Below are 22,716 nucleotides of genomic sequence, written 5' to 3'. Positions count from 1 at the left end.
ACTCTTAATATACAAGCTAAAAAGCCTTCAACATCATAAGAACAATGATACACGACTCGCGGGAGGCAAAAGAATAAAGGCAGTAGCCTTACATAAAACCTCTTGTGCAGGCTTGTCTTTTGTAAGGCTGAGTCCTCAGGAAGCACTGGGTAGACAAAGGTTTGTACTGTCACTTTCTTAAGCGGAAGCAGGTAAGGGTATTATAAATTGCAAATCAGCCCCATAAGAGCAGAACTAATTGTTTTGTTTCCAGGAAAAGCTCCTAATTTCAAATAAGCGATTGACTCTCAATACTTTTATGCGCGATAATCTTCAAATAACTGAGTAATCATACCTTATTCTCTCCTTCTTACCATCAATCAATCTATTATTTTACTTACACTATGCCGAAAATCAAGAAACCTTACCTCCTTCCGCTCCTGGCCACGTCGCTGTGCTGGGTTACGGCCTGCAACAGCTCCAAAGAAATCGGCGATGAACAACTGCACTCTGGCATAACGGTTGCCAACATGGACACCACCGTTGCCCCCGGCGATAACTTTATGGCTTATGTAAACGGCTCCTGGGCCAGAAACACAGAGATTCCGGCCGACAAGTCTGCTTTTGGCGCTTTTCATATGCTGAACGACAAATCGCAGGAAGATGTAAAAGCTATTATTGAGGAGGCCGCCGCCGGGGATTTTGCCGCCGGCTCTGACGAGCAGAAGATAGGCGACTTTTACGAGTCTTACCTAAACATCAAAGTGCGCGACTCCATTGGCCTGGCCCCCCTCGCAGCCGAGTTCCGGAAGATCGATGCCATAAACAGCCCGCAGGCACTGGCCGACTATTTTGCCTACGCAAATCGCTCGGGCAGCATGGTGCCTTTCAGCATCGGGGTGATGGAGGATTTTAAAGATCCTACCCAATACATGCTCTACACCTGGCAAGGCGGCCTGGGGCTGCCGGAGCGCGAGTACTACTTGCAGAACGACGCCAAATCGAAAGATATCCGGGCTAAATACGTGAAGCACATCGAGAACATGCTGCGCATTGCCGGCATCGAAAACAGTGCCGCGAAGGCCTCCCAGATCCTGGACCTGGAAACAAAGCTGGCCGCCCAGCACATGAAGAAAGAGGAAACCCGCAATATTGTGGGCCTTTACAATAAATACGCCACCAAAGATCTTAAAACCCTGATGCCCGATTTTGACTGGAACACGCTCCTGCAAAGAGCAGACGTGCAGCAGGTAGACAGCATCGTGATTACGCAGGTCGATTACACAAAGGCGCTGAACAATATCCTAAAAAGCACGCCACTCAACACCTGGAAAGACTACCTGAAATGGAGCCTCGTACATGGCGCTGCCACGGTACTTACTTCAGAGCTGGACGCGGAGCACTTTGATTTCTACAGCAAAACCCTCTATGGCACAAAAGAGCAACGTCCGCAATGGCGACGCGCCGTAGATGTGGTAAACAATAACCTGGGTGAGATAGTAGGAAAAGTATACGTAAAAAAACACTTCCCGCCCGAAGCCAAGGAGCGTATGCTCACGCTGGTGGATAACCTGCTCAAAGCCTACGAAACCAGCATCAAGGAACTCGACTGGATGAGTGAGGACACTAAAAAGCAAGCCTTAGACAAGCTCAGCAAGTTCACACCTAAAATTGGCTACCCCGACAAGTGGCGCGACTACTCCGACCTGAAAGTAGTGAAAAATGACCTGTTCGGAAACATGCAGCGAGCCACCGAGTTTGAGTACAAGCGCAACATAAACAAGCTTGGCAAACCAGTGGACCGCGATGAGTGGCTGATGACACCGCAGATGGTAAACGCCTACTATAACCCGCCTCTAAACGAAATCGTGTTCCCGGCCGCCATTCTGCAACCGCCTTTCTTCGACATGAACGCTGAAGACGCCGTAAACTATGGGGCTATTGGCGGTGTAATAGGACACGAGATCGGGCACGGCTTCGACGACCAGGGCAGCACCTTCGACGGTGATGGCGTGATGCGTAATTGGTGGACCGAAACCGACCAGCAGGAGTTCAAGAAAAGAACCGGCGCGCTGGTAGCGCAATACAACGATTTTAAAGTGTTCGACGACCTGAACGTGAACGGCGAGTTTACCCTTGGCGAGAACATTGGCGACCTGGGGGGCCTGAGCATCGCCATGAAAGCCTACAAAGAGAGCCTGAACGGAAAAGAAGCGCCTGTACTGGACGGCTTTACCGGAGAGCAACGTGTCCTGATTGGCTGGGGCCAGGCGTGGCTCTACAAAGCCCGCGAAGAATCACTCCGCAACCAGGTAAACACCGACCCGCACTCGCCTGCCAAATTCAGGGTAAACGGCGTGGTCCGCAACATTCCGGAGTTCTATACTGCTTTCAATGTAAAGCCTACAGACTCGCTCTACCTGGCACCTGAGAAGCGGGTGAAGATCTGGTAATGACGTGATTGTTGCATCGTTAAATTGCTGCCTTGTTAAATTGTAAAAAAAGAACCTGCTCTTTAGGGAGCAGGTTCTTTTTTTATTTTCACGGTTTGCTGTTCAGATTCTTTGGCCGACCGACTTCAGACTGTAAATGATTCAGGAGGAACTCCGCTCTGGAACGCCTGTAAGACAATTCTGCAATTGCTGCTGTTGCTGCTACTTACAGGCATTTCCGGTTGAGTCACATTGAAACCATATCAAATACATCTATCTTACCCACCACTCGTACCAAGTAAAAAAATGTGCTTATTCTATGACCGCAGCTATAGTTGGTTTCCTCGTTATGCTGAATCCGTTTGCTCTCTTTCTGTACTTAAAACCCGTGATGAAGGACCTGTCGGATAAGGATTTCAGGTCTGTTTTCATAAAAGCCTCTGTTATTTCTTTCTCTATATTCCTGGTCTTTCTGTTGTTCGGCGATATGGTCTTCCAGAAAGTGTTCCGCATCAATTTTGACTCATTCAGAATATTTGGCGGGATTGTGCTCTTCTCCTTTGCCTACATGTTTATTGTGCAGGGGAAAAAGGCGTTTATCCAGATAAAAGGCGATCTGCATGATCTGGCCTCTGAAATAGCTTTGCCTTTTATGGTAGTGCGGGCACGATCTCGCTTACCGTGCTGATGTCGGAGCAGCTGGAGCTATGGCAGGGCGTGCTGGCCCCCTTCCTGATCATGTTCATCAACTTTATGGTGATAATGGGTTTAAAACAGGTCCGCCTCCAGATGCGGTCCAAAAGAGTGCAGTTGGCGTTCGACAAGAACATGGAGCTGCTCCTGCGCATCAATGGCTTCTTTTTGGGAGCCATCGGCATCGATATGATCGTGACAGGCATCAGCAACCTGGTTACGGCGCATGGGCAGGTGTAGGCAGGCAGTTCCACTGACCTTCCGTATACCTTTTTCAATACTGCTGTGCCCGGAATTATTCGCATGTATTCCATAGTAGAGGCCAAAACAGTAGAACTGCTATCACTGCCGCAAGCTTTCAACTCGCGTCCACCACTATTGTCACCTGTAGGCTTACTCTCGGTAGCTGAAAGCTCGCGGCAGTGTACTTAGCTATGTTATATAGTCGAATTATTCTAATGAAATACCCCCTCCGGAGGTGCTGCTGCTCCTGAAGCTACTTTTTAATCATATCTTCCGAATATACAAACCACATCGGTACCGTAACCTCAGAGCCGTAAAGCTCGGTGGGTACGCTGCCGAGGCTGAGGGAGGGCAGCGGGTTGTTTCCTTTCAGGCCCAGCACCAGCAGGTCGTGCTTTCCTTTTTTAAGGTGCTGACAAATGCGCTCGCCTATACTTTTGCCGGCTGCACGCACCAGCGTGTAAGGGACTTCTGCCATCTCCTGGTGACGCTTCCGCAATTCTGCAAATTTCTCTCTGGCATTTCCCTCTGCCTTTTGCACAGCCTTCTCCTCTGAAATGAGCGGGAAGTATTGCGAAGGAAGGCGGTAGACATGGAGTATTTCCAGATGCAGTCCCAGCTGATCGGCCAGGCTTTTGCTGAGGCGCAGGGCAAGTACAGAAGTATCGGAAAAATCGATGGGTACCAGCATGCTGTGGATGCCGTGGGTGGCCTGCTCCGGAAACACCAGCACGCTGCAAGGCAGGATACGAAGCAGTTTGGTACCCAAAGCGCCCGTGCTCTTCTCGCTGAACTTCTTACCCAGCAGCGTCAGCTTTACCTGGTAGCGCTTTACCATGTCGGCGAGTATTACTTCGGTGTTGGGCTCCTCACTCACCAGTATCTCGTAGTCGGCCACGGAGCCGAAATGCTCGGCAACCACCTCTGTTATATTATCCTCCACCTCTTTGCTCAGGTCCACATCTCCCATCCATTCCCTGAAATCGTCGCTCAGGTCATACATTCTGATGTTATGCGAAAAATAAACCTTCCGGACAGGAAGCCGCTCGCATATCGAACGCGCGAAGGCAATAAGTTTATCGTCCATCTCGCTCAGATCGAGGCAAACCATTAGTGCGTCTATTGCAATCATAGTGAATCAGGATTTTGGTTGGATGTGTTCTCTTTCGGATCAATCTCTGCTTTAGGTGCTACGGCAGGTGGTGTCTGCTGCTTCTGCGCCCTTTTGGCAAGCATCTCCGTCAGTACCTGCTGGTAATCTTTCCGCTGTTGTGCCTTGCCTGCTCTTATCTCGTCTTCCATTTCCTCGTTCAACCCCCGGTACAGGCTGTAGCACATCAGCAGCAGAATAATGGTAAATGGCAGCCCTGTCACAATAGCCGCTGTCTGCAAGGCATTCAAGCCGCCACCGATCAGCAAAACGCCGGCAATGGCTCCCTGCGTGAGCGCCCAGAAAATCCGGATGCTTACCGGCGAATCCAGCTTACCGCCGGAGGTAATACTATCTACTACCAGGGAGCCCGAGTCGGAAGAAGTTACAAAGAAACCCGCTACGAGTATAATGCCGATAACGGAGAGAACGGTAGAGAAAGGTAACTGTTCAAAAAAGACAAACAGCGCCGTAGATATATCTGCTGCCACCGCGTCTGCAATGGTAGGATCGCCGCCAAGCACCTCGCGTATGGCGGTGCTGCCAAAGGCGGTTATCCAGAAAAAAGTGAGCAGCGAGGGCACGATCAGCACGCCCAGCACAAATTCGCGGATAGTGCGGCCTTTGGAAACCCGCGCAATAAACATGCCCACAAAAGGAGACCAGGCGATCCACCAGCCCCAGTAAAAAATGGTCCAGCCGGCCTGCCAGTCTCTGCCGGAGTACGCCTCGTTCCAGAACGACCATTGCATAAAATTGCCGATGTAGTCGCCGGTGTTCTGCACATAGGCCCCCAGGATAAACACCGTAGGACCAAGCAACACAACCGCCAGCAGCACGAATATGGCAATGCGCATGTTCCACTCGCTCAGGAACCGCACGCCCTTATCGAGCCCCATCACCACCGACCCGGTTGCCACCAACGTGATGCCCACAATAAGGATGACCTGCACCGTGATGGTGTTTGGTATGGCCGGAAAAATATGATTCAGACCGGCCGCTATCTGGCTCACCCCCAGCCCCAACGAGGTAGCCAGGCCGAACAGCGTGGCCAGCACCGCGAGCACATCAATTACATGCCCGATCGGCCCGTGAATGCGCTCCCCCAGGAATGGGTAGAAAACAGATCGGATCGTGAGTGGCAGTTTCCGGCTAAAGCTGAAGTAGGCCAGCGCCAGCCCCACCAGCGCATAAATGCCCCAGGCATGAAAGCCCCAGTGCAGAAACGTAACGTTCATGGCCGTACGGGCAGCCTCTGCCGTGCCTGCCTGCCCTAGTGGCGGGGTCTGGAAATGGCTTACTGGCTCGGCTATACTCCAGAATAACAGCCCGATACCCATGCCTGCACTGAACAGCATGGCAAACCAGGCGCTGGTGCTGAACTCAGGCCGCGCCTCTTTACCGCCCAGCCTGATCTTTCCGAAGTTGCTGAAAGCCAGAAACAGGCAGAAAATCAGAAAAATATTGACACTGACCGTAAAAAGCCAGCCTGCCTTGGCAGCCACAAAAGCCTGCATACCCGTAAAGGCCCCTTCGGCCTCCTCCTGAAAAAGCAGCGTGAGCGATATGCTGACAACCAGAAACAGGATAGAGGACCAGAAAACCGGCCCGTTTACATCCAGCCCAAACGATTTTTTTCCATCACTTCCTTTTACTTTACTCATCTGGTATATTTTTTTATCAGAAATAGTAGCCCATGTTTATGTTGAAACGCATGTGCCAGCGCGTGTCTCCGGCTGTGCCCGTGGTAAAGGCATTTGCCCACTCCGGCCCTAACCAGGGCTGGTTATAGCCAAATGCCGCATCAGTATAGATATACATGGAGCCTGCAGTAAACAGGGCGCCGAGCACGTTCATATGAGAATTTTCGAAACCGCTTACCCGCTTGTGATAGTAGCCATAATTGTCGTAAAAAGTGATGCCCTGCAACAGACGCGTTTCAAGGGGCAGGTGGTACGAAAGGCCGGCGGTATAAATTTCGCCTTTGGTGGCTACGTTATAGTTTGCTCCGTAGGCACCCATTTCAACAAAATCAAGATCGGCTTCGGCAGCATACGCCGGATTGAACTGGTAGAGCATGGCCTGCAGCTTCAGGTTCCAGGGGCTATGAGCCACCTTGTATTCGTAATGCAGCGCGCCGGCATAGCGGGTACCGTTGCGCTCTGTGTCGATGTTGTAAAGCAGCCCACCCTGCAGCGAAGCCCCCAGCTCATGCTCCAGGCTATCGCCCAGGCGGCGGATCAGCTTAAAGTCCAGCCGGTTGTTTTCTTTGTTGCGGCCGGTCACATCGTAGGAGTAGCGGTCAGGGCTGGGCTCTGCCAGTCCAAACACAAATTCCTCAGCGCTCTTATAGTAGGCTGCCTGCCACTGCCAGCGCCCATTATCGTGGAGATATTTCACGCCCATGTCGTGGTCGTCTTCGAAGCCCACATAGTAGGTCATGTTAAAAAACCAGTTGTTGGAGTTGTACTGCTGTATCCCGAACGGCACCTGGTTAAGTCCTACCTGCAGCTGCGACCTATCGGAAAAATCGTACTGAAACCAGCCCTGCTTCAGAAAGCCTCCCCCAAAGGCCTGCGAATACTGCCGGTATTCTGCATTTAGTTTGATGCCCCTGTAGGCAGATTCCACATTTATGCGAAACAGATCGAAGCCAAAGTCGCCGCCACGCTCCAGTTGATCTTTTTTCCAGGTAGAGAGGTTGTAGTTAAATCGCACCGCGCCACCCAACTTTAGAAAAGGCTTCTCTTCCGGTTTTTCCGCAGGAGCCTGTGCAAAGCAAAGTGTAGGTAGCAGCAAAAAAGTTAGCTGTAAAAGTGTTTTATGCATCAAACTTTAGTTTTTGGCTACAGCAGCTCTATTGTTTGACGTGCATAAACTTCAAAAGTTATTCCTAATGCTGATTCCTGGTTAAGGAGGAGTATTTTGGGGGCAGGGGCAGCAGGTACAATTGTCTCAGGAAGGTTGTTTTGATTAGAATAATTATACTTGATTGTTGGTTGCCGATTGTGAATTACTGAGGAAATAAATTGTTGAATTTTTCAATGGTGAAATGGTTAATTTGAATAAGAACAGCAAAGACCTGGCAGCTTGCGCAGCTCCTAAGATTACACTGCACAGCAATTATTCTAATGAAAAAGCCCCTCCTGAGATGCTGCTGCCCCTGATGCTGCTGCTCAACGAGTAAAGCTACTTCACTTTCCGCACATCCAGCGTCCCTACCTTCGGCAGAATCTGGATCACGAAACGGCGGTCGCGCTCGTCGCCTGTTCTGCCGGCTCCTTCAAATCCGCTGCCCGAAGCAATCAGCTCGATCTTATCTTCGGGGAGTTTAATGCCGGCACTGCGCCAGAATTTCAGCAAGGCCAGGGCCCGGCGGTAGCTTAGTTCCCGGGCGTAGTCTCGTTCTGTGATATTTCGTGGGTCGCCTTTGGGGTAGCTGGCGGCACGACCGTCTATCACGATCAGGTATTTCACATCGTCGTCCTCGATGGAGTTCAGCACCTGGCTCAGCTCCTCTCCTGCCCTGCGGAGCGGTGCCAGCGCCTGCTGCGGAATTTCAGCGCGGCTAGGCTCAAACAGCACGTTTACCAGCAGTTCGTGGCGTTTGAACTTTTCGTTGTACTGAAAATATTTGGCGTCGAGGCGCGACAGGGCAGCCTTGATTTCGTCGAGCTTTTTCTTCTCCTCTAACTGCACTTCCAGGCGGGCCAGTGTGTTTCGGTTCTCGTGATCTTTGCTCTGGAACATTTTAAAGCTGAGCACAAACAGCACCAGCATCACGATAAAGAGCACCGTCATGAGGTCCACGTAACTGGGCCAGAAAAAATCTCTGTTTTCTTTGCTCATGCGCCTGACCGGTTAGCCTACTCTCCTGTTGTTGCTATTGTTGCTGCCTCCGCCAAAAATCTTCTGAAAAGCCGCCTTCACAGGTCCTGGCTCTGCACTTTTTACCAGAAAAGCATTTAGTTCTCTGAGTTGTTGCAGCATTTGCTGCTGTATCTGCGCATCCGTCTCCAATTTATCTAGAAGACGTTCGTTTGTAACCCCGATATTGTCAGATAGCTGCCGCTGCTGTGTACTGAGGTTGTTCTGTTGCTCGTTCAGGTTCTCAAAAGGACGCATGTAGTCGAGGATGCGCTGGTACACATTGTCCTCGTTTAGCCGCCTGAAGTGTTCCTGCCATTTGGCGTAGGCGTTCTGCGCGTCGCGCTCCTGGTGCTCCAGGCGCGCTTCCATCAGCTCGGTCAGTTTCAGGGCGGCTTTGTCGAAATACTGCTCGGTGCGGCTGGCGATGTCGTTGAGTTCCTGCTCGTGCTTGCCAAAAAAGTTGATCTGCCGCTGAATGGATTCGTCGTGTTTCTGGAGGTAGCCTGGCACCTGGTCGAAGCCTTCCTGCAGACTCGTGAGCCGCGAGAGCACCTGCTCAATGTTGTTGGTGAGCGCGGCGCCTTTTTCTACGGATTGGTTCAGGGCTTCCTGGTATTTCATAAAATTCATAAAGAGCTTTTCGCTCTCCTTAATCTTATCAAACACCATCATGTTGGCGTTGGCCATCTGGGTAAAGCCGATCTCATCCAGCTTCTGGATAAACTCTTTCTGCACGCTTATATTCTCCGTCAGGCTATCCACAATGGGCCGGAAGCCCAGGATCTTGTCCAGGAAATCTTTGTTGAATGAATCGAGCACCGCCTTCAGGTTGCCCAGGCTGGCGGCCATGTCGGAGTTGAGTTTGGGGAGGAGGCTGGTCTGCAGAAACGTATAGTAGGCGTTTTTCTGGGTGTCGCGCCGGCTGCGGGCATTCTTGAGCGCCTGGTTGCCCATCAGGGTGAGCAGCAAACCCAGAAAACTACCTGCCATGGCAATCAATACTCCGAACAGGAACGAGGGAATATTCTGGTCTGTGATAAAAGGTGATAATACTTCGGCAGACTCTGCGGCCTCCGGTGCACGAAGGCCGCTCCACACCAGGCTCGACAGACCAATGATCACACCTGAGAATGTACCCAACAAACCCACATAAAGCGGTGTGGCAATGGTGGCCTGTACCTCCGCATCCAGCGACTCCGAGTGCCGCTCCGACACATCTTTCAGTATCTCGAAATCAGCAGCGGCTCCCTTGTTGCGTTTCAGGTACTCGTTGGTGCTCCTGATGATCTTGCTGAACGTAGGTGAAGGATTGGTTACCTCCAGCAGATCGAAGGACACGGGTTCGCTTGTGAGACCTTCTTTTTCAGCTACTACAGTTTGCTGTTCGGCAGCATCCGGAAAAAGTATCTTGCCATCTTCCAGCAGCTTCCGAAGCCTGCCTTTGGCCACATTGTACTGCTGCACTGCTTCTCCATTGCGTGCATCTATCCGAACCTCCTCTTTCTCCACTTTAATGGCGCGAATCAGCACCGGGTTGTGCAGCGAATACTCTTTAAAGGGCTTGCCAGCCAGCAGCTCTTCCCACTGCCGCTCCAGCGTTATGGCTTCTTCTGCAGCGGTGCCACTGCCGGGAGTCAAAATGCTTTCTCTTACAGACAGCTGGTGCTCCGAAGGATATAGCTCATCTATGGTTCTGATTTTCTCTTTGTTTCCCCTGTACACATACAGCTGGTAACCCAGAATGATCAGAATTAAAATACTTTCGATGAGAAATATGCCTTCCATGCTGTAGAAATTTTGAATGAGTGATTGAGTGGATGCGTGAATGAATTATTTGAATAAAAAATGGCCTTCCAAAAAGCTGCTGCTGTCAAGGTCCTTTTCTGGGAGTTGCGTAAAGGAAGCGCAGTATCAGCAGCGGAAATGTGTTCCGGAAGTCCTTTCCCCTTTAATTATTTCACTCGTTCCATCATCCCCCCACTCACTCATTCACGCATTCACTCAATCACTCATTCAAAACTAGAACGAAGTGCCCTATCTGAAATCTATTTTTGCTTTTTCCTGGATTCGCCAGCCGTTGCCGACTCTGGTCAGGATGCCATCGTTTTGCAGAACCACCTGGCTTACCTTGCGGTTAGATGGTTTCTCGAAGCTGAAGGCGTTCTCCAACCTGTCGATTCCCTGCGAGATCACGAAGGCCTGGTTACCAGATAGGTTGAAACGGTAGCGGGTGGTATTGCTGTTTCCATCTGCAGGCGCATCTACCTCCAGGTAACTGTCGGAGTCGGGTTGCTGTTGCAGCTGATGTTGTTTAATAACCCCGTCTTCCGGAATAATGGCATACTGCCTGGTTGCTCTGGCAGGTTTCCGTTCTGGCTGTTGCTCTCTTGGCTCCTGCTGTACCCTCGGCTCCTGCTGCACCCTTGGTTCCTGCTGTACCCTTGGCTCCTGCTGTACCCTTGGTTCCCGCTGTTCCCTCGGCGCACGTTCTTCCCGCTGTTCTCTTGGCTCTCTTTGCTCACGTTGCGGCGCGCGCGGCGCAACAGTCACTTCAGCTCCTGCTGTTGGGGCGGCCTTGCCGGCCTCCTGCTCTAACTCATCCAGCAGATCGCCGCTGGCAAACTCCAGCCTGTTTGGTCTCGTTCTGGGATTCTGCTGCGGTTCTCTTGCCTGTTCCTGCTCCTGGCTCCGATCCATGGGCTCATTCCGTCGTCGGTTTTCTTTTTTCCGCCGCGGCTGCTGTGGTTGCTGCCCTTCCTGCGTAGTGGGGCTGGCTGCTGACGCCTGCTGCTGCTGCTGCTGCTGCTGTGGCTGCCTCTCGCGCCGCTGCCGTGGCTCCTGTGCCTGCTCCTGCCGTGGCTGCTCCGGTCTTGCCTGATTCCGGCCGCCTGTTTCCTGCCTGGTGTTCGCTGGTCTGTTCCCCCTGGAGGTTTCTCCTTCCAGCTTTTTGACTTTACCTTCCAGGTAGCTGATCTTTTCTTTCAGGTCCTTGTGGCGTTTCACCAGGATACGGTGGGAGCTGCTCGCTCTTAAAAAGGCAAATCCTGCAGCAGCTAAGGCTACTATACTAATGATAATGGCTATGTAATCCATGTAATCGTGCTTTTTCTACTTATTTAAACAATATTGGACGATGCAAGATCGGGAATATTCTCAGATACTTTGCACAAATCTACGGCGGTAGCGCCTAATGCCCAAAAGAAAACGGAGCGCCCCCTTCGCAGAAGACGCTCCGGAAAGTAGTCTTAGGCAATGCTGCCCGTCTGTACCTGCTGCTGAAACAGCTCTTTGGATAAGAGGTAAAGTGACTGTTTGAGCGGCATAAAGAACATCGTCTCCGGCAGTAACTCCCGATCGCTGAGGCCTCTGAGCGTGTCTTCCAACACCATGGTCAGGCTGTCCTGCATGTTGGCCCGCATAAAGCTGAGCACCTGCAGCGGGTCCACCTCCACGCCCATAGAGCGCATAAGCGGCGCCACATCGTCGTCGTCGAGCAGGAGCTGGAGGCAATCCATCACGTTGTCGAGCACTTCCTGCCGGAGCGTGCCTGAGATCTGGCTTTTGTTTACCGGCCGCAGCGCGTCTTCTTCGGTTGCGGCACCAGTCGGACGAATAATCGGAATGTCGGTAAGGTCAGAGAGATTGGTTCCTTCCAGGGCCATCGCGCCTCCGTTGGCCGTTACCTGTTTCGGGTTATCGACCAGCACGAGCTTAAAGTTGGCCGGCGGCTCCTGCCCTGTTACTTTCTTAAACACCAGCTTGGCATAGCGCTCCACATTCGAAAGGTTGTTGCCGGCACTCAGTAATTTGATATACAAGCTGCCCTGTCCGCTGAAGCAGATATAGCGCGGCGTTTGCACGTCAAGCTGCTTCACGAGCTGGGCCAGGTGGTACATTAGCGCTCCAAAGTGCAGGTAGAACATCAGGCGCAGCTGTCGTGCCTGTAGCAGCTGCGAACTGTAGTGCAGCTCTTTGTCGTAGCTGAAGAGCAAGCTGGTAATATCGGCAGAGCTGAAGTCCGGGTTATCTAAGGCTGTTTCGAGGAACTTGCGGTACTCTTTGCCTTCTTCGGTGAGCGGAATGCGCAGCACGTGCGCCACGCCGTATTGCAGCAGACCATTGTCTTTGCTGGTCTTTACGGTAGCAAACCCATCGCCCCACAGGTCGTTGCCGGCAAAGCGGAAGGAGGAGCTGTGCGAAGGTTTCCGGTTAGTGAACAGCAGCACATCGGTGGTGCCACCGCCTATGTCCACGTTGATCAGGTTCTCGTCCTGGCTCGGCACCACAGCCCCGGTTCTGGACAGGAAGTAATAAGGTGCCACCGATTCTGTAATGCACACGGTTGTTCTGTTGTTGCGGAAAATTTTGTTGTACACGCCATCCCACACGTTCTGGAACATGTTGCGCGAATATTCATCGAAACTCAGCGGGGCGAACCACACAATTCTGGTGCTGGCCACGTTGCCGTTGTTCAGCACCACCTTGTTGCGGAGCAGCAGCATAATTTCGGTGAAGAAGGCTTCGATGCGGCGTTTGCCGGTGTTCGTCAGCGTTTCGCTCCACTTCAGGTCGGTGTGGTAGGTCTGCTTGTACTGATCCTGGTGCGTGCCTTCGGTATTGATGGAGAAGCCGATGTTGATATTCCCAAACAAATTCGGAATCTGGTTCTCAAAATCAATGGACTCGCAGGTGGCCGTACGGGTTGGGAACGAGTAGAGGGACCCGCCGGAGCCAATGATCAGCGGAATGAACTCCCGCTTCAGCAAGGTCTCAACGGCGAACAACCTCCCGAAACCTCGCTTATGGTACCGTTGGTAATCGGTGAGCGAAGGATCGTCTGATGGCTTGTTGAGCATGACCAGCTGCAGATCATTGGCCGTAATGGCAAACTCTTTTGGTGCCTGGTTCGATCCTGAGGTGTAGGCGATGTGGGTGTTGGACGTCCCAAAATCCACGGCAAAAGTGAAGTTATGAATCCCCTGCTGCACCTCCTGGAAGCGCGGCACAATAAGGGCTCTTCCGGAGATGTCTACTCCCGCGTGGGTAAACTCAGCGAAGTCGAAGTGCGTGCCTTTAATTTCGTAGTAAGTACTGCCGGCGCTGCTGTTGCTCTTTTTGGTACGACGATGTGCTGTGGCAGAGATAATGCCGCCGCCAGCCTCCAGTTGCTTGCCACCTGCAAAAAACGAAAGGTCATGGTTCCGGTTCACCAGCAGCGGATCGATGTCCTCATCCACCAGCATCACCTTGTAAAAATCGTTGTAGGCTGCGGAGTCGGTAAATTTATAGAATGGAAAAACTCCCAACCCTACTCTGGATTTCAGGATCTGCCCTTTCTCCGGTATCAGTTCGCCGCTGGCATCTTTGGGGTTGAGCGGATTATCGTAATAGCTGCGCTCATACACCACGCTGCCACTCTCCGTAGGAATCTGCAGCGTTACCCGCACATGGTTTACATCAATGTAAAAGGTGAGGTGATTGGCCAGGTCCTGCGCCGTAAAGTACTCAAAATAAAGGCTCGTGATGGGCAGCAGGTAATTAAACGATTTCTCGGTAACGCCCGGCTGATAGGTAACGGTGCCGCTGTAGAAGCGATCGGTATTCACCTCGTAGGGTACCTGCACCAGGGTTTCCTGCAGCAGGTCATTTATAGTCAGGTAGGGATAGTTAAAACCAACGCCAGGCAGCGAGCGGTTCGGAATGGCTTTGCTGTCGGAGTAGCCTACGGTGGTGTTGGCAGGCCAGGCCAGGTTGTTCACGTATTTCACGTTGGGAGCTAAGCGTAGGTCCGGCTTCAGTACAATAGGCCGCTCGCCTGCAAAAGCCGGGTTGGTTGGCCGCAGGAACAGGTCGCTGCTTGTCACGGCCGTCTGGTCTTTTCGCACCAAAAACGTTAAGTGCCCCACGTGTACCGGGTTCTGCTGGAAATCCACGAGCGGCGCAAAGTCAGCAGCCAGCGCGTTGGCGCCTACCGCACCAGACATGGCCAGGCTCCGGAGCAGGCGCTCGTCGAGGGAGCCGTACACGGCAGGGAATGCATGAATGTAGGCTGGGTTAGAAGCGAACAGCTTGTGCACATACTCTTTAAAATCGTTCGCCCGCTCCTGCAGGCCCATGTAGCGGTTATCGAAGTAGGTGCCCGCATTTTGAGCTCTGTTGATAGAGAGCGGCTGCACACTCGGCGACACAAACAGGAAGGTAAGCGGCGAGGTGCCCCCTATCAGTTGCATGTGCCTGTCGCCCCTGCTGTTGCTGGTCTCGAAATAGAACAGGAAAATATCTTCGATGCCCTGAAAGCGGTTATCGTTCATGAACAGCTCCAGCGTTTTTCCCAGCAGGTTCGTGCCGGGGTTCGCTTTCATGGCTGCCAGTTGCTGATGCTTGTTCCAGCGCCTTACAATAATTTTGTTGCCGGCCTGGGCGTAGCTTTCGTGGTTGTAGAGCAGCTCCCACAGGTCCCAGAAATGCGTCACCATTTTGTGGTAGATGCTGCCCTTGGTGTCGGCCACCCCTTGCTTCACAAACTCGAAAGCGGTTTCGAAGAGGTGCATGCGGGCGAATGGAGTTGGAATAGAGGCGTTGATTTTCTGGGCTCTTCCCCCGGCACCATCCACTATGTCTTTAATTTCGGTGCTGGTAATCTGACTGGTTTTGGCCCAACCTTCTACGTTAGATCCGGTTTTATGAAGACGAAGTACTTTCGGCATATTGAGTCTGTTTATTGGTAAAATTGTCTGAATCAGGATTTTCAGGATTATAGGATGTTCAGGATTTTTGTTCCCACTCCTGATCTGTTTCCTTTTTCAAGACTTTAAGCTATTGGTCTGACTTTCTGTCTTTAATTATTCTAATGAAAATGGCCCTCAGGAGGCAACTAGCTCTGCTGATGCTGCTGTTCCTAATTTTACCATCGTGGCACGTTTCCCCTTCTTTTTGTCATCCTAAAAGGATCTTATGGGCGAAATCCATAAACATCTGCTACTCCCGCACTTCCAGAAACATGAGCGATGGATTCTCCTGTTTTATCAAATCCAGCTTGGCCTTCATGCTCATAAGCTTTATCTCTTTCTCCCGCTCAATCGCGTGTTGTGTGTGAGTGTAATGTTCGTAGTACAGCAGCTTATAGCAGTAATATCGCCCGGCAAAGGAATCACGCTTCCCCCGATTCTGCTTATGTTGCTCCAGCCTTACGTTGAGATCATTCGTCATACCTGCATACAACACCGTTTTACCAGGATTTGTAATGATGTAAACAAAGTAGTTGTGGCTTTTCATAGCTGACATTTCTGGATCTTGCCCGCAAGATCCTTTCAGGATGACAAAAGGGGAAGCAAAAAAGCTTTTCACATCTGCACCTCCCTCAGACATTCGCAGGAGCTGCGCCCACTGCGAGGTCTTTTGAGCAGGTGTTTACATCGCTTTAAAATCCATAATTTCTAATTTTGAATTTCTAATTTGGCGCAGCCTAAGCGTACTTCAGCTTGCTATCTACCAGCGCTTCGGTAGCGGCCTCGAAGGCTTTAATCGTGGCTTTGTAGGCATCGCGGTCGGAGATGGACTCGGAGGCGCGGTTCAGTTCTTTCACGAAGGCGCCCTGGTGAATCCCTTTATTCAGGAAACCTGTCTCTATTTGCTTGTCAGCCACCATGCGGTTAAAGTCTGATTCGTTGATGTTGAGCGCGGCAAAGGTCCTGTCCTTCTGGTTCAGCTCCTTCAGCCAGGTCTGGTAGCCAAAGTCGGGGTGCGTCAGGAACTTGTTCAGTTCTTTAAAAATTGGCTCATTACGAAGGGCGCTGGTCAGGTCCACGCCTTTGGCATAGGCTGCCTGTGCGTCGTCGGGCATATGGGCCGTGTAGTAGCGTTCGAAGTAGTGGAAGCGGATGAGCTGTTTCGCGATCCGGTCGCGGGTTTCCTGATCGAGATGCGAGAACTGCACATGGCTTACGTCTTCGCGCAGGCCAAACTCATGGTACACCTCTCCTCCCGACAGTTCATTGTCGGAATAATCCATGAAGTCTACAATCGCCAGGGCGCTCAGTAGTTCCACCAGGTGGGCATCGTTTTTCTGGCTGGCCCGGCCGGGGTTGTTCTCCAGTGGCTTGTCGGGTGTGTCGCCCATGTAATACACCGCGTTTACACCACCCAGGTGGTGCTGGTAATACGAGAGCGCATCTTTGGCTTTGGTGGTGAAGGCATTGGAGTCGATAAAATCTGCCTCTACGCCTGCGGCAGGCTGCTCCAGCGAGAAGTACGGCAGCACGACCATGGCACCGGTCAGGGCGCTGTTAAGGCTGGCCGCATTCGGGAGCGTGGTGTGCACATCCTTAAAGTTCTTGAGCAGCAGCGGGAAACCGGCTGCGCCTGTGCCTCCGAAGATGGAGCTCACAAAAAAGATGCGGTCACCGGCCTGAAAGTTGGAGGCGAAAAAGCGCATCTCCGGCGAATCGATGATCTCGTTGAGTACCACACTGCCCACGTTGGGGCTGCCCCTGAAGCCGACATCGAGGCTGTTGCTCAGGTTTTCGGGCGTAAAAAGCAGGTCCACGAGCGCCTGGCTGTCTATGTCGAGCTGGTTGTAGCCCACATGGTCTTTAAACGGTTTGTTGATGCCGCCAAAATCATACACAAAACTGTCGCGGATCTTGCCGGTGCCGTCTCCGGAAATACTGGAGAGGGTGCTGATATCGGTGTGAAAGAAGCCTTCTTCTCTCCTGCCCAGCCCATCGTGCAGGTGCTTGTAGGTTTTCAGCAGCTCCACGGTGCGGTTCATGTCGCCGTTCTGCGTGTCGGGGTCGATGATGATAGGTACAATTTTATCACAGTTCCGGATCTTGACACCAGCGGCCATGAGCATCACCAGCGAGCGGATAACTCTGGAGCCCGTGCCGCCAATTCCGAATACAAAAAGCTTTGCCATAGGTTATCGTTTATGAGGCCATTTCATGGGGGTTGTCCATGCCTGCACGGAGCCTCGTTTCAGGAGTATAGAGAAAACAAAAAATAAGATTAAGCTATAGATCATGTTCACGAAAGCAAACATGTAGGTATAGGAGTGCGAGTCAATGCCATGGCTGTTCACCTGGACGATGGGCACGACAAAGGCGATGATGGCGTTGAGGGCCAGGAAAAGTACCCAGTGCTGGGTCTTGTAAAAGCCGGTGCTCATCATGCGGTTCAGCACGTAATAATAAATCACGACCAGGGCCAGCGAGATAAGGAAAAGCTGCAGACCTGTGTTCGGAAAAACCACCTCGCGGTAGTCGTTCGTGAAGTTTGCAGGCATAGGGCGGCCTAAAATAAGCTCATAAAGACCCGAGAAAAAGTTCTGTATCATACTTAATCTGCTTTGTTAAAATCCATGGTTAAACTGAATACGTGCTTACGCTGATCCCGGTACAAGGCTTGTACACCATCTATTATTTTGTTGAACTGATACGTTTTTTTCGGGTCGGCTGCCGGGTCGTTGTCGTTTTCGGTAGACCAGTTCCCGATCCAGGCGGGCACCACCTGCGGCAATTGCAGGGCAATAGTTCCTTTGCTGGCAGTAAGCTGCGGCACATTTACCTGCACAAAATGCGTAAAGCTTGCAAGGTCCGGCATGGCCTTGGTGTCTTCGCTGGCTGCTGTAATGTCGCCTAAGGAGGCCCGGCAGCCGGTTGCCGCCAGTTTCAGGTGGCGCTCCAGGTACTTTACCTCCTGCATAGAGGCAGGCAGGGTGCTCAGATCCATACCGATCGTAAAGGCAACCGGCTCGTCCTTTTGCGGCTGCATGTTCACAGAGGTACAGGCTTCGGCGGTGCGGGAGGTGCAGTACACAACGCCACTTGGCCTGAACTGCTTCGACTTTAAAACGGCGGAGTAGGGCAGCGTAGTATACCCGAAGCCAAAGTAGGCCTGCTGCGCGGGCAGGTTACGAAGCACTTTGCTGGTAACCACCTGCACATCCTGCTGCCTGCCAATTACCCAGATGTAATAGGGTATTTCCTCCCCATCAAGCTTCCGGCTGGCAGCTGGCTTTTTAACAGCCGGGTAGTAGGAGCCATAAAAAGCAGAGGCATCGGCCAGTACGGCCATCACCAAACCTTTATGCTCGGCCAGTTTCAGGCTGCTCCGGATATCGGAATCGAGGGAGATGAACTGCCCCTGATCGCGCGGGTCGGGGCCATGAATAAAATCAGAAATGATGATGCTGACGGCATCCTGCGCCACCGATTTTCCGAGGGCGGCCTGTAGCATGGCAGGCAAGGGAGTGCCTAACACATTGGCTTTAATGCCACTTACCACAGTGCTTTTGAGGGTATTGTACGAGACGCTATCCAGCACGGGGCGGCCCTGGTTGTCCTGCTTGGCCAGGTAATAGCTTTTGGCATCCACATAAATGCCATCCTGCACTTCGGATATCATTTTGTTCAGCCTCGTCTGAAAACCGGTGGGTTGCCTGCCTGCTTCGGCAGGTGGCATAAAGCCTTTCATGCCGTTCGATATCTCCAGGTACAGGTTCACATCTACTTTGGCGCTTTCGGCAGGAGCGGTGGCTGTGGGCTTTTCTTCGTTTTTCTCTACCGTAAGGGTGGTATCAGTTTCGTCCCCGCTGGATTCTCTCGTGTAGCACCCGGAAACAATCAGCATCAGGCAAAGCAGCAGCAAATGAAAGCCACTTACAGACTTTGTTATAGGCATGTATTTATTTTTAGACTTTAGATTATGGATGTCAGATCACAGACAAAAAACTGTTTAAACCGGAAAGTCTGCTGCTGAAGACCTACCCCTCCCAAATCGCTATAAACCAGTTGATTCAGTTTATAATATTCTATCAGACCGAACGCTTCCTTTCAGGAAATCCTTTGAACGATTTCTAAAACGATAAGATACAGTGGCTATTATATATTATTTTCACAATAGTACCAGCAGCTTGTCTATCAACAAATTAACGAAAACAAAACAATATGTTTTAAGGATCAGGCAGGAAATGGGGTAAGGTGCTAAATTCTTGATCTGGGGATTTTTAAATTTGAAAATTTGGAGATGAGAAAATTTGAAGATGAAATTCTAGCAGGCTTAAAATACATCAGCTCTTACTCTTAACCCTTTACTACCTGCCAGCTGGATTAAAACGACAAAATTTAACACCTAGCATCCAATCAGAGCAGCAGGAGCAGCAGATACCTCCGGAGGGGCAAAACCATTAGAATAATCGGGCAGCAGGTAAATCAGAAGAATCCTTTCTTCCAGGTGCAGGCAAACAGCAGCAGCAGCAGCAGAGCCTCCGGAGGGCAGTTTTGATTAGAATAATTGCCGGGGGTATCTTTTGTGAGGATTAAGAGAAGAGCCTCAACCACTTATGCGGCATAAATCCTGGGTTGGACAATAATTATATTGGCTACCCTCTGAATCGGCCAACTTAATTACCGGGATAGTCGTTAAAAATTAGTTCTGTAGAGGCACCTCCTGCCGGAGGGTGCCTTGAGGGCATGTTTACTTTTCGTGTGTGCGCAAAAAAATGTAAAATCAGCCTCCTGCACGGGTAGTTCCAGCGCAGGAGATCAGGTGTAAATCTGCTTTAAGAATGTACTTTATTAATACTAGTTCCTCTATCGATGCCTCAGACAAACAGCAAGGAAACGAATAGCGACCCATTGGATTTTTTCCGGGGAGGAGGCACTATGGGTGCGCTGATGCGGAACCACCCCTGGCATGAACATCCGCTTGGCGACCCGGCCGACTGGCCCAACAGCCTTAAAACTACCATCCGGCTGATTCTGAATTCCGGCTTTCCGATGTTCGTCTGGTGGTCCGAAGACCTGTACTGTTTCCACAACGAAGCTTACCTGCCCGCCCTGGGCAAAAAGCACCCGCAGGCGTTAGGGGTTTCGGCCAGGGTAGTGTGGGCCGAGGTCTGGGAAGGTCTGAAAGGAATTGTACAGGAAATTCTGGACGGTGGAGAGGCGTACAACGCCGAGGGGTTAAGAATGGTGCTGGAGCGGAAAGGGTTTCCGGAGGAAACCTACTGGACCTTCTCCTACAGCCCGGCCTATAACGATGCGGGTCAGGTAAGCGGAGTGTTCTGTGCCTGCTACGAGCTCACCACCACCATACTGGGGCAGCGACGGTTAAAAACCCTCAAAGACATCTCAGATACCTCTTCCCAGAACCAGACGCTGCCGCAGGCGTGCCAATCGGCCTGCGATTTCCTGAACGACAATGCCGACGACATTCCCTTCAGCCTGATTTACCTGCTCCATGGCGAAGGCACAGCAGCAACGCTCACAGGGAAAGCCGGCAGCATGGTGCCGCCAGACATGCCTGTCGAGATAGATCTCACCCAACCCGATGCCCTGTGGCCACTGCAGGAGGTGCTGCACACAAAACGCGTGGTAGTGGCCGACCTGCCCAAAGGATTAACAGCCGCGGCAGAGGGCGTTGACAGCCCGGAAGTATATCAACTGGCCATCCTGCCTGTTTTCAAGCCTGGCCAGGAGGAATTGCTGGGTTTTTTTATAGCGGGGATTAGTACTTGGCTGGAGTATAATACCGATTACAGGCGTTTCCAGGAACTGCTTGCCAACCAGATTGCCACCACCATTACCAATGTGCAGGCCAGGGAGGAGCTTGCCTGGCAACAGGCTTACCTGCAGGAGGTGTTTCAGCAGGCCCCGGTGGGCATTACCATTGTGCGGGGCAGAGACTTTATTGTTGACCTGGCTAACCCGGGCATCTGCGCTATCTGGGGGCGGAAACCGGAGGAGGTGCTCGGCAAGCCGGTGACGGAGGCTTTGCCCGAAGTAGCCAGCCAGGGCATCATGAAACTGCTGGAAGGGGTGCTCACCACCGGGGAGCCCTATGTGGCCCATGAACTGCCGGTGGTGCTGGAGCGCAACGGCAGGCTCGAGGTGGTGTACCTCAATTTTGTATACCATCCTAAGCGGGACTCACACGGAAACATAACAGGGGTGATCGCAGTGGCCATCGACATAAACGAGCAGGTAGAGGCCCGGAAGGAGATCGAATCGATGAACAGGGAACTCCTGGCCATTAACGCCGACCTCGATAATTTTGTGTACTCTGCCTCTCACGACCTCAAGGCACCAATCTCGAATATCGAAGGCCTCATGAAGGTGCTTGTAGAATACCTGCCTGTCGAAACACTGGCGTCGGAAGTGGTGCAGCGGCTGATCAGCCTCATCGAGAACTCCATAGATCGGTTTAAAAAAGCTGTAACCGACCTGACAGAGGTGGCAAAAATTCAGCGCGAAGCTGGCGAAGACATAAAGCAGATAGACCTGGCAGAAATAATTGCCGAAGTGCAGCTCGATTTTGAGTCGCTGATCGTAGAGTCGGAGGCCCGGATAGAGCTGGATCTTGCACCAAATTCTACTGTCAGGTTTTCTTCCAAGAATCTCAGGAGCATCGTTTACAATTTGTTGAGCAATGCCTTGAAGTACCGTTCACCCGAACGCCGCCTTCACATCAGGATTTCAACAGAAAAGCTGCCGGAGTATACCCTGCTGACAGTAACCGACAACGGCCTGGGTATAAATCCTGCCGAAAAAGAGAAGATGTTCTCTATGTTTAAACGGCTGCACGACCATGTGGAAGGCTCTGGCATTGGGCTGTATATCGTAAAGCGCATTGTGGAGAATGCCGGCGGCCACATAGAAGTAGAGAGTAAACTGGGAGCAGGGTCTACCTTTAAAGTTTGTATCAAACATTGAGGCCTACCTGTTGTTTTACTGTGCTGGTTGCGGCGGCTACATGGCTTGCCGGCAGGCTTACAAGCATTAGCCTCCCTAAGAATAAAACAAGGAGCACTTTCTGTACCTGACAGCCAGGCCTGAGACCAGTTTCTAATAAAAGGCTGGCGCCTTCGTTTGTCCTATTAAGAGGATACTGTTGCTACTTAAACCGGAAAAAATGAATAAGCTCAACTCCGTTTTATTAGTTGATGATGATGAGGCCACCAACTTCATCAGCACCTTAGTCATCAAGCGGGCAGGCCTGGCAGAGGAACTGCTCACGGCCCGTAACGGCAAAGAAGCCATCGAGCTGATCAGGAGCCGGGGGAGTGGCGCTGCTGACGCCCGCCTGCCAGAACTGATCCTGCTAGACATCAACATGCCGGTAATGGATGGCTTTGGGTTTCTGAGGGCCTTTAACGAACTGGACTTCCCCGGAAAGAAGGCGGTCGTGATTGCTGTGCTTACCACCTCGCTCAACCCACGCGATGAGAAACAGGTGAGAGAGGCCGGGGTGCAGGACTTTCTGAACAAGCCCCTCACGGGCAAGATGCTGGAGGAGTTGCTGGACAGGCATTTTAACTAGCTGGCCGGCCTGGGCACAGGGCGTAAATAC

17 protein-coding genes are annotated in these 22,716 nt (G+C 51.8%); 6 read left to right on the top strand and 11 right to left on the bottom strand.

Features of this window, described 5'->3' with window-relative positions; all coding sequences use genetic code 11:
- The first annotated feature begins 383 nt into the window (after positions 1–383).
- From FJM74_RS10085 to FJM74_RS22550, 3 genes are all read left to right on the top strand, one after another.
- A complete protein-coding gene (locus FJM74_RS10085) occupies positions 384–2,432 on the top strand; it encodes a M13 family metallopeptidase (RefSeq protein ID WP_194349977.1) in 2,049 nt (682 codons plus the stop codon).
- 298 nt (positions 2,433–2,730) lie between these two features.
- Positions 2,731–3,099: a MarC family protein gene (locus FJM74_RS22555; RefSeq protein ID WP_187262475.1), complete on the top strand. Its 369-nt coding sequence runs from the start codon at positions 2,731–2,733 to the stop codon at positions 3,097–3,099.
- A complete protein-coding gene (locus FJM74_RS22550; RefSeq protein WP_187262474.1) occupies positions 3,099–3,344 on the top strand; it encodes a hypothetical protein in 246 nt (81 codons plus the stop codon). Before FJM74_RS22555 ends, FJM74_RS22550 begins: the two co-directional genes overlap by 1 nt.
- Positions 3,345–3,600: 256 nt before the next feature.
- Here FJM74_RS22550 and FJM74_RS10070 read toward each other — a convergent pair whose 3' ends face one another.
- Genes FJM74_RS10070 through FJM74_RS10060 form a run of 3 tightly spaced genes read right to left on the bottom strand, consistent with a single transcriptional unit; the run spans position 3,601 to position 7,326 of the window.
- Positions 3,601–4,479 (bottom strand): universal stress protein, encoded by an 879-nt coding sequence (locus FJM74_RS10070; RefSeq protein WP_187262473.1) that lies wholly within the window; start codon positions 4,477–4,479, stop codon positions 3,601–3,603.
- Positions 4,476–6,161 carry a BCCT family transporter gene (locus FJM74_RS10065; protein ID WP_187262472.1) on the bottom strand — a complete coding sequence of 562 codons (1,686 nt, stop codon included), beginning with the start codon at positions 6,159–6,161 and terminating at the stop codon, positions 4,476–4,478. Before FJM74_RS10065 ends, FJM74_RS10070 begins: the two co-directional genes overlap by 4 nt.
- A 16-nt stretch (positions 6,162–6,177) precedes the next feature.
- Complete coding sequence (locus FJM74_RS10060) at positions 6,178–7,326, bottom strand: hypothetical protein (RefSeq protein ID WP_187262471.1); 1,149 nt, start codon at positions 7,324–7,326, stop codon at positions 6,178–6,180.
- Between the two features lie 232 nt (positions 7,327–7,558).
- On the opposite strand from FJM74_RS10060, the gene FJM74_RS22545 reads away from it, so the two are divergent.
- A complete protein-coding gene (locus tag FJM74_RS22545; RefSeq protein ID WP_262890432.1) occupies positions 7,559–7,684 on the top strand; it encodes a hypothetical protein in 126 nt (41 codons plus the stop codon).
- A gap of 2 nt (positions 7,685–7,686) precedes the next feature.
- Here FJM74_RS22545 and FJM74_RS10055 read toward each other — a convergent pair whose 3' ends face one another.
- The 8 genes from FJM74_RS10055 to FJM74_RS10020 form a co-directional block, all read right to left on the bottom strand.
- Complete coding sequence (locus FJM74_RS10055) at positions 7,687–8,346, bottom strand: OmpA family protein (protein WP_187262470.1); 660 nt, start codon at positions 8,344–8,346, stop codon at positions 7,687–7,689.
- Positions 8,347–8,358: 12 nt separating this feature from the next.
- Entirely contained in the window at positions 8,359–10,152 is a 1,794-nt protein-coding gene (locus FJM74_RS10050; RefSeq protein WP_187262469.1) for a hypothetical protein, read from the bottom strand.
- A 249-nt stretch (positions 10,153–10,401) separates the two neighbouring features.
- A complete protein-coding gene (locus FJM74_RS10045; protein ID WP_187262468.1) occupies positions 10,402–11,460 on the bottom strand; it encodes a hypothetical protein in 1,059 nt (352 codons plus the stop codon).
- 152 nt (positions 11,461–11,612) lie between these two features.
- Positions 11,613–15,074: a hypothetical protein gene (locus tag FJM74_RS10040; protein ID WP_187262467.1), complete on the bottom strand. Its 3,462-nt coding sequence runs from the start codon at positions 15,072–15,074 to the stop codon at positions 11,613–11,615.
- Positions 15,075–15,345: 271 nt separating this feature from the next.
- On the bottom strand, positions 15,346–15,642 hold the full coding sequence (locus tag FJM74_RS10035) for a GIY-YIG nuclease family protein (protein WP_187262466.1): 297 nt from the start codon (positions 15,640–15,642) through the stop codon (positions 15,346–15,348).
- A 190-nt stretch (positions 15,643–15,832) separates the two neighbouring features.
- On the bottom strand, positions 15,833–17,284 hold the full coding sequence (locus tag FJM74_RS10030; protein ID WP_187262465.1) for a hypothetical protein: 1,452 nt from the start codon (positions 17,282–17,284) through the stop codon (positions 15,833–15,835).
- A 3-nt stretch (positions 17,285–17,287) separates the two neighbouring features.
- A complete protein-coding gene (locus FJM74_RS10025) occupies positions 17,288–17,701 on the bottom strand; it encodes a hypothetical protein (RefSeq protein WP_187262464.1) in 414 nt (137 codons plus the stop codon).
- Between the two features lie 2 nt (positions 17,702–17,703).
- The gene (locus FJM74_RS10020) at positions 17,704–19,047 is read right to left on the bottom strand and encodes a hypothetical protein (RefSeq protein ID WP_187262463.1); all 1,344 of its coding nucleotides are present in this window, start codon (positions 19,045–19,047) and stop codon (positions 17,704–17,706) included.
- Positions 19,048–19,964: 917 nt separating this feature from the next.
- On the opposite strand from FJM74_RS10020, the gene FJM74_RS10015 reads away from it, so the two are divergent.
- The gene (locus FJM74_RS10015; protein ID WP_241739051.1) at positions 19,965–22,079 is read left to right on the top strand and encodes a PAS domain-containing sensor histidine kinase; all 2,115 of its coding nucleotides are present in this window, start codon (positions 19,965–19,967) and stop codon (positions 22,077–22,079) included.
- A gap of 199 nt (positions 22,080–22,278) precedes the next feature.
- Complete coding sequence (locus FJM74_RS10010) at positions 22,279–22,686, top strand: response regulator (RefSeq protein ID WP_187262462.1); 408 nt, start codon at positions 22,279–22,281, stop codon at positions 22,684–22,686.
- Positions 22,687–22,716 lie beyond the last annotated feature (30 nt).

The organism is Pontibacter beigongshangensis (genome assembly GCF_014332515.1).
GTDB classification, from domain to species: Bacteria; Bacteroidota; Bacteroidia; order Cytophagales; family Hymenobacteraceae; genus Pontibacter; species Pontibacter beigongshangensis.
Note: the sequence above shows the minus strand (reverse complement) of the source record. Positions and strands in the feature narration are given on the sequence as shown.

Excerpts from the sequence above, each read along its gene's own strand:
- FJM74_RS10085 (WP_194349977.1), top strand. The coding sequence starts at position 384 with ATGCCGAAAATCAAGAAACCTTACCTCCTTCCGCTCCTGGCCACGTCG.
- FJM74_RS22555 (WP_187262475.1), top strand. The coding sequence starts at position 2,731 with ATGACCGCAGCTATAGTTGGTTTCCTCGTTATGCTGAATCCGTTTGCT.
- FJM74_RS22550 (WP_187262474.1), top strand. The coding sequence starts at position 3,099 with ATGTCGGAGCAGCTGGAGCTATGGCAGGGCGTGCTGGCCCCCTTCCTG.
- FJM74_RS10070 (WP_187262473.1), bottom strand. The coding sequence starts at position 4,479 with ATGATTGCAATAGACGCACTAATGGTTTGCCTCGATCTGAGCGAGATG.
- FJM74_RS10065 (WP_187262472.1), bottom strand. The coding sequence starts at position 6,161 with ATGAGTAAAGTAAAAGGAAGTGATGGAAAAAAATCGTTTGGGCTGGAT.
- FJM74_RS10060 (WP_187262471.1), bottom strand. The coding sequence starts at position 7,326 with ATGCATAAAACACTTTTACAGCTAACTTTTTTGCTGCTACCTACACTT.
- FJM74_RS10055 (WP_187262470.1), bottom strand. The coding sequence starts at position 8,346 with ATGAGCAAAGAAAACAGAGATTTTTTCTGGCCCAGTTACGTGGACCTC.
- FJM74_RS10050 (WP_187262469.1), bottom strand. The coding sequence starts at position 10,152 with ATGGAAGGCATATTTCTCATCGAAAGTATTTTAATTCTGATCATTCTG.
- FJM74_RS10045 (WP_187262468.1), bottom strand. The coding sequence starts at position 11,460 with ATGGATTACATAGCCATTATCATTAGTATAGTAGCCTTAGCTGCTGCA.
- FJM74_RS10040 (WP_187262467.1), bottom strand. The coding sequence starts at position 15,074 with ATGCCGAAAGTACTTCGTCTTCATAAAACCGGATCTAACGTAGAAGGT.
- FJM74_RS10035 (WP_187262466.1), bottom strand. The coding sequence starts at position 15,642 with ATGAAAAGCCACAACTACTTTGTTTACATCATTACAAATCCTGGTAAA.
- FJM74_RS10030 (WP_187262465.1), bottom strand. The coding sequence starts at position 17,284 with ATGGCAAAGCTTTTTGTATTCGGAATTGGCGGCACGGGCTCCAGAGTT.
- FJM74_RS10025 (WP_187262464.1), bottom strand. The coding sequence starts at position 17,701 with ATGATACAGAACTTTTTCTCGGGTCTTTATGAGCTTATTTTAGGCCGC.
- FJM74_RS10020 (WP_187262463.1), bottom strand. The coding sequence starts at position 19,047 with ATGCCTATAACAAAGTCTGTAAGTGGCTTTCATTTGCTGCTGCTTTGC.
- FJM74_RS10015 (WP_241739051.1), top strand. The coding sequence starts at position 19,965 with ATGCCTCAGACAAACAGCAAGGAAACGAATAGCGACCCATTGGATTTT.
- FJM74_RS10010 (WP_187262462.1), top strand. The coding sequence starts at position 22,279 with ATGAATAAGCTCAACTCCGTTTTATTAGTTGATGATGATGAGGCCACC.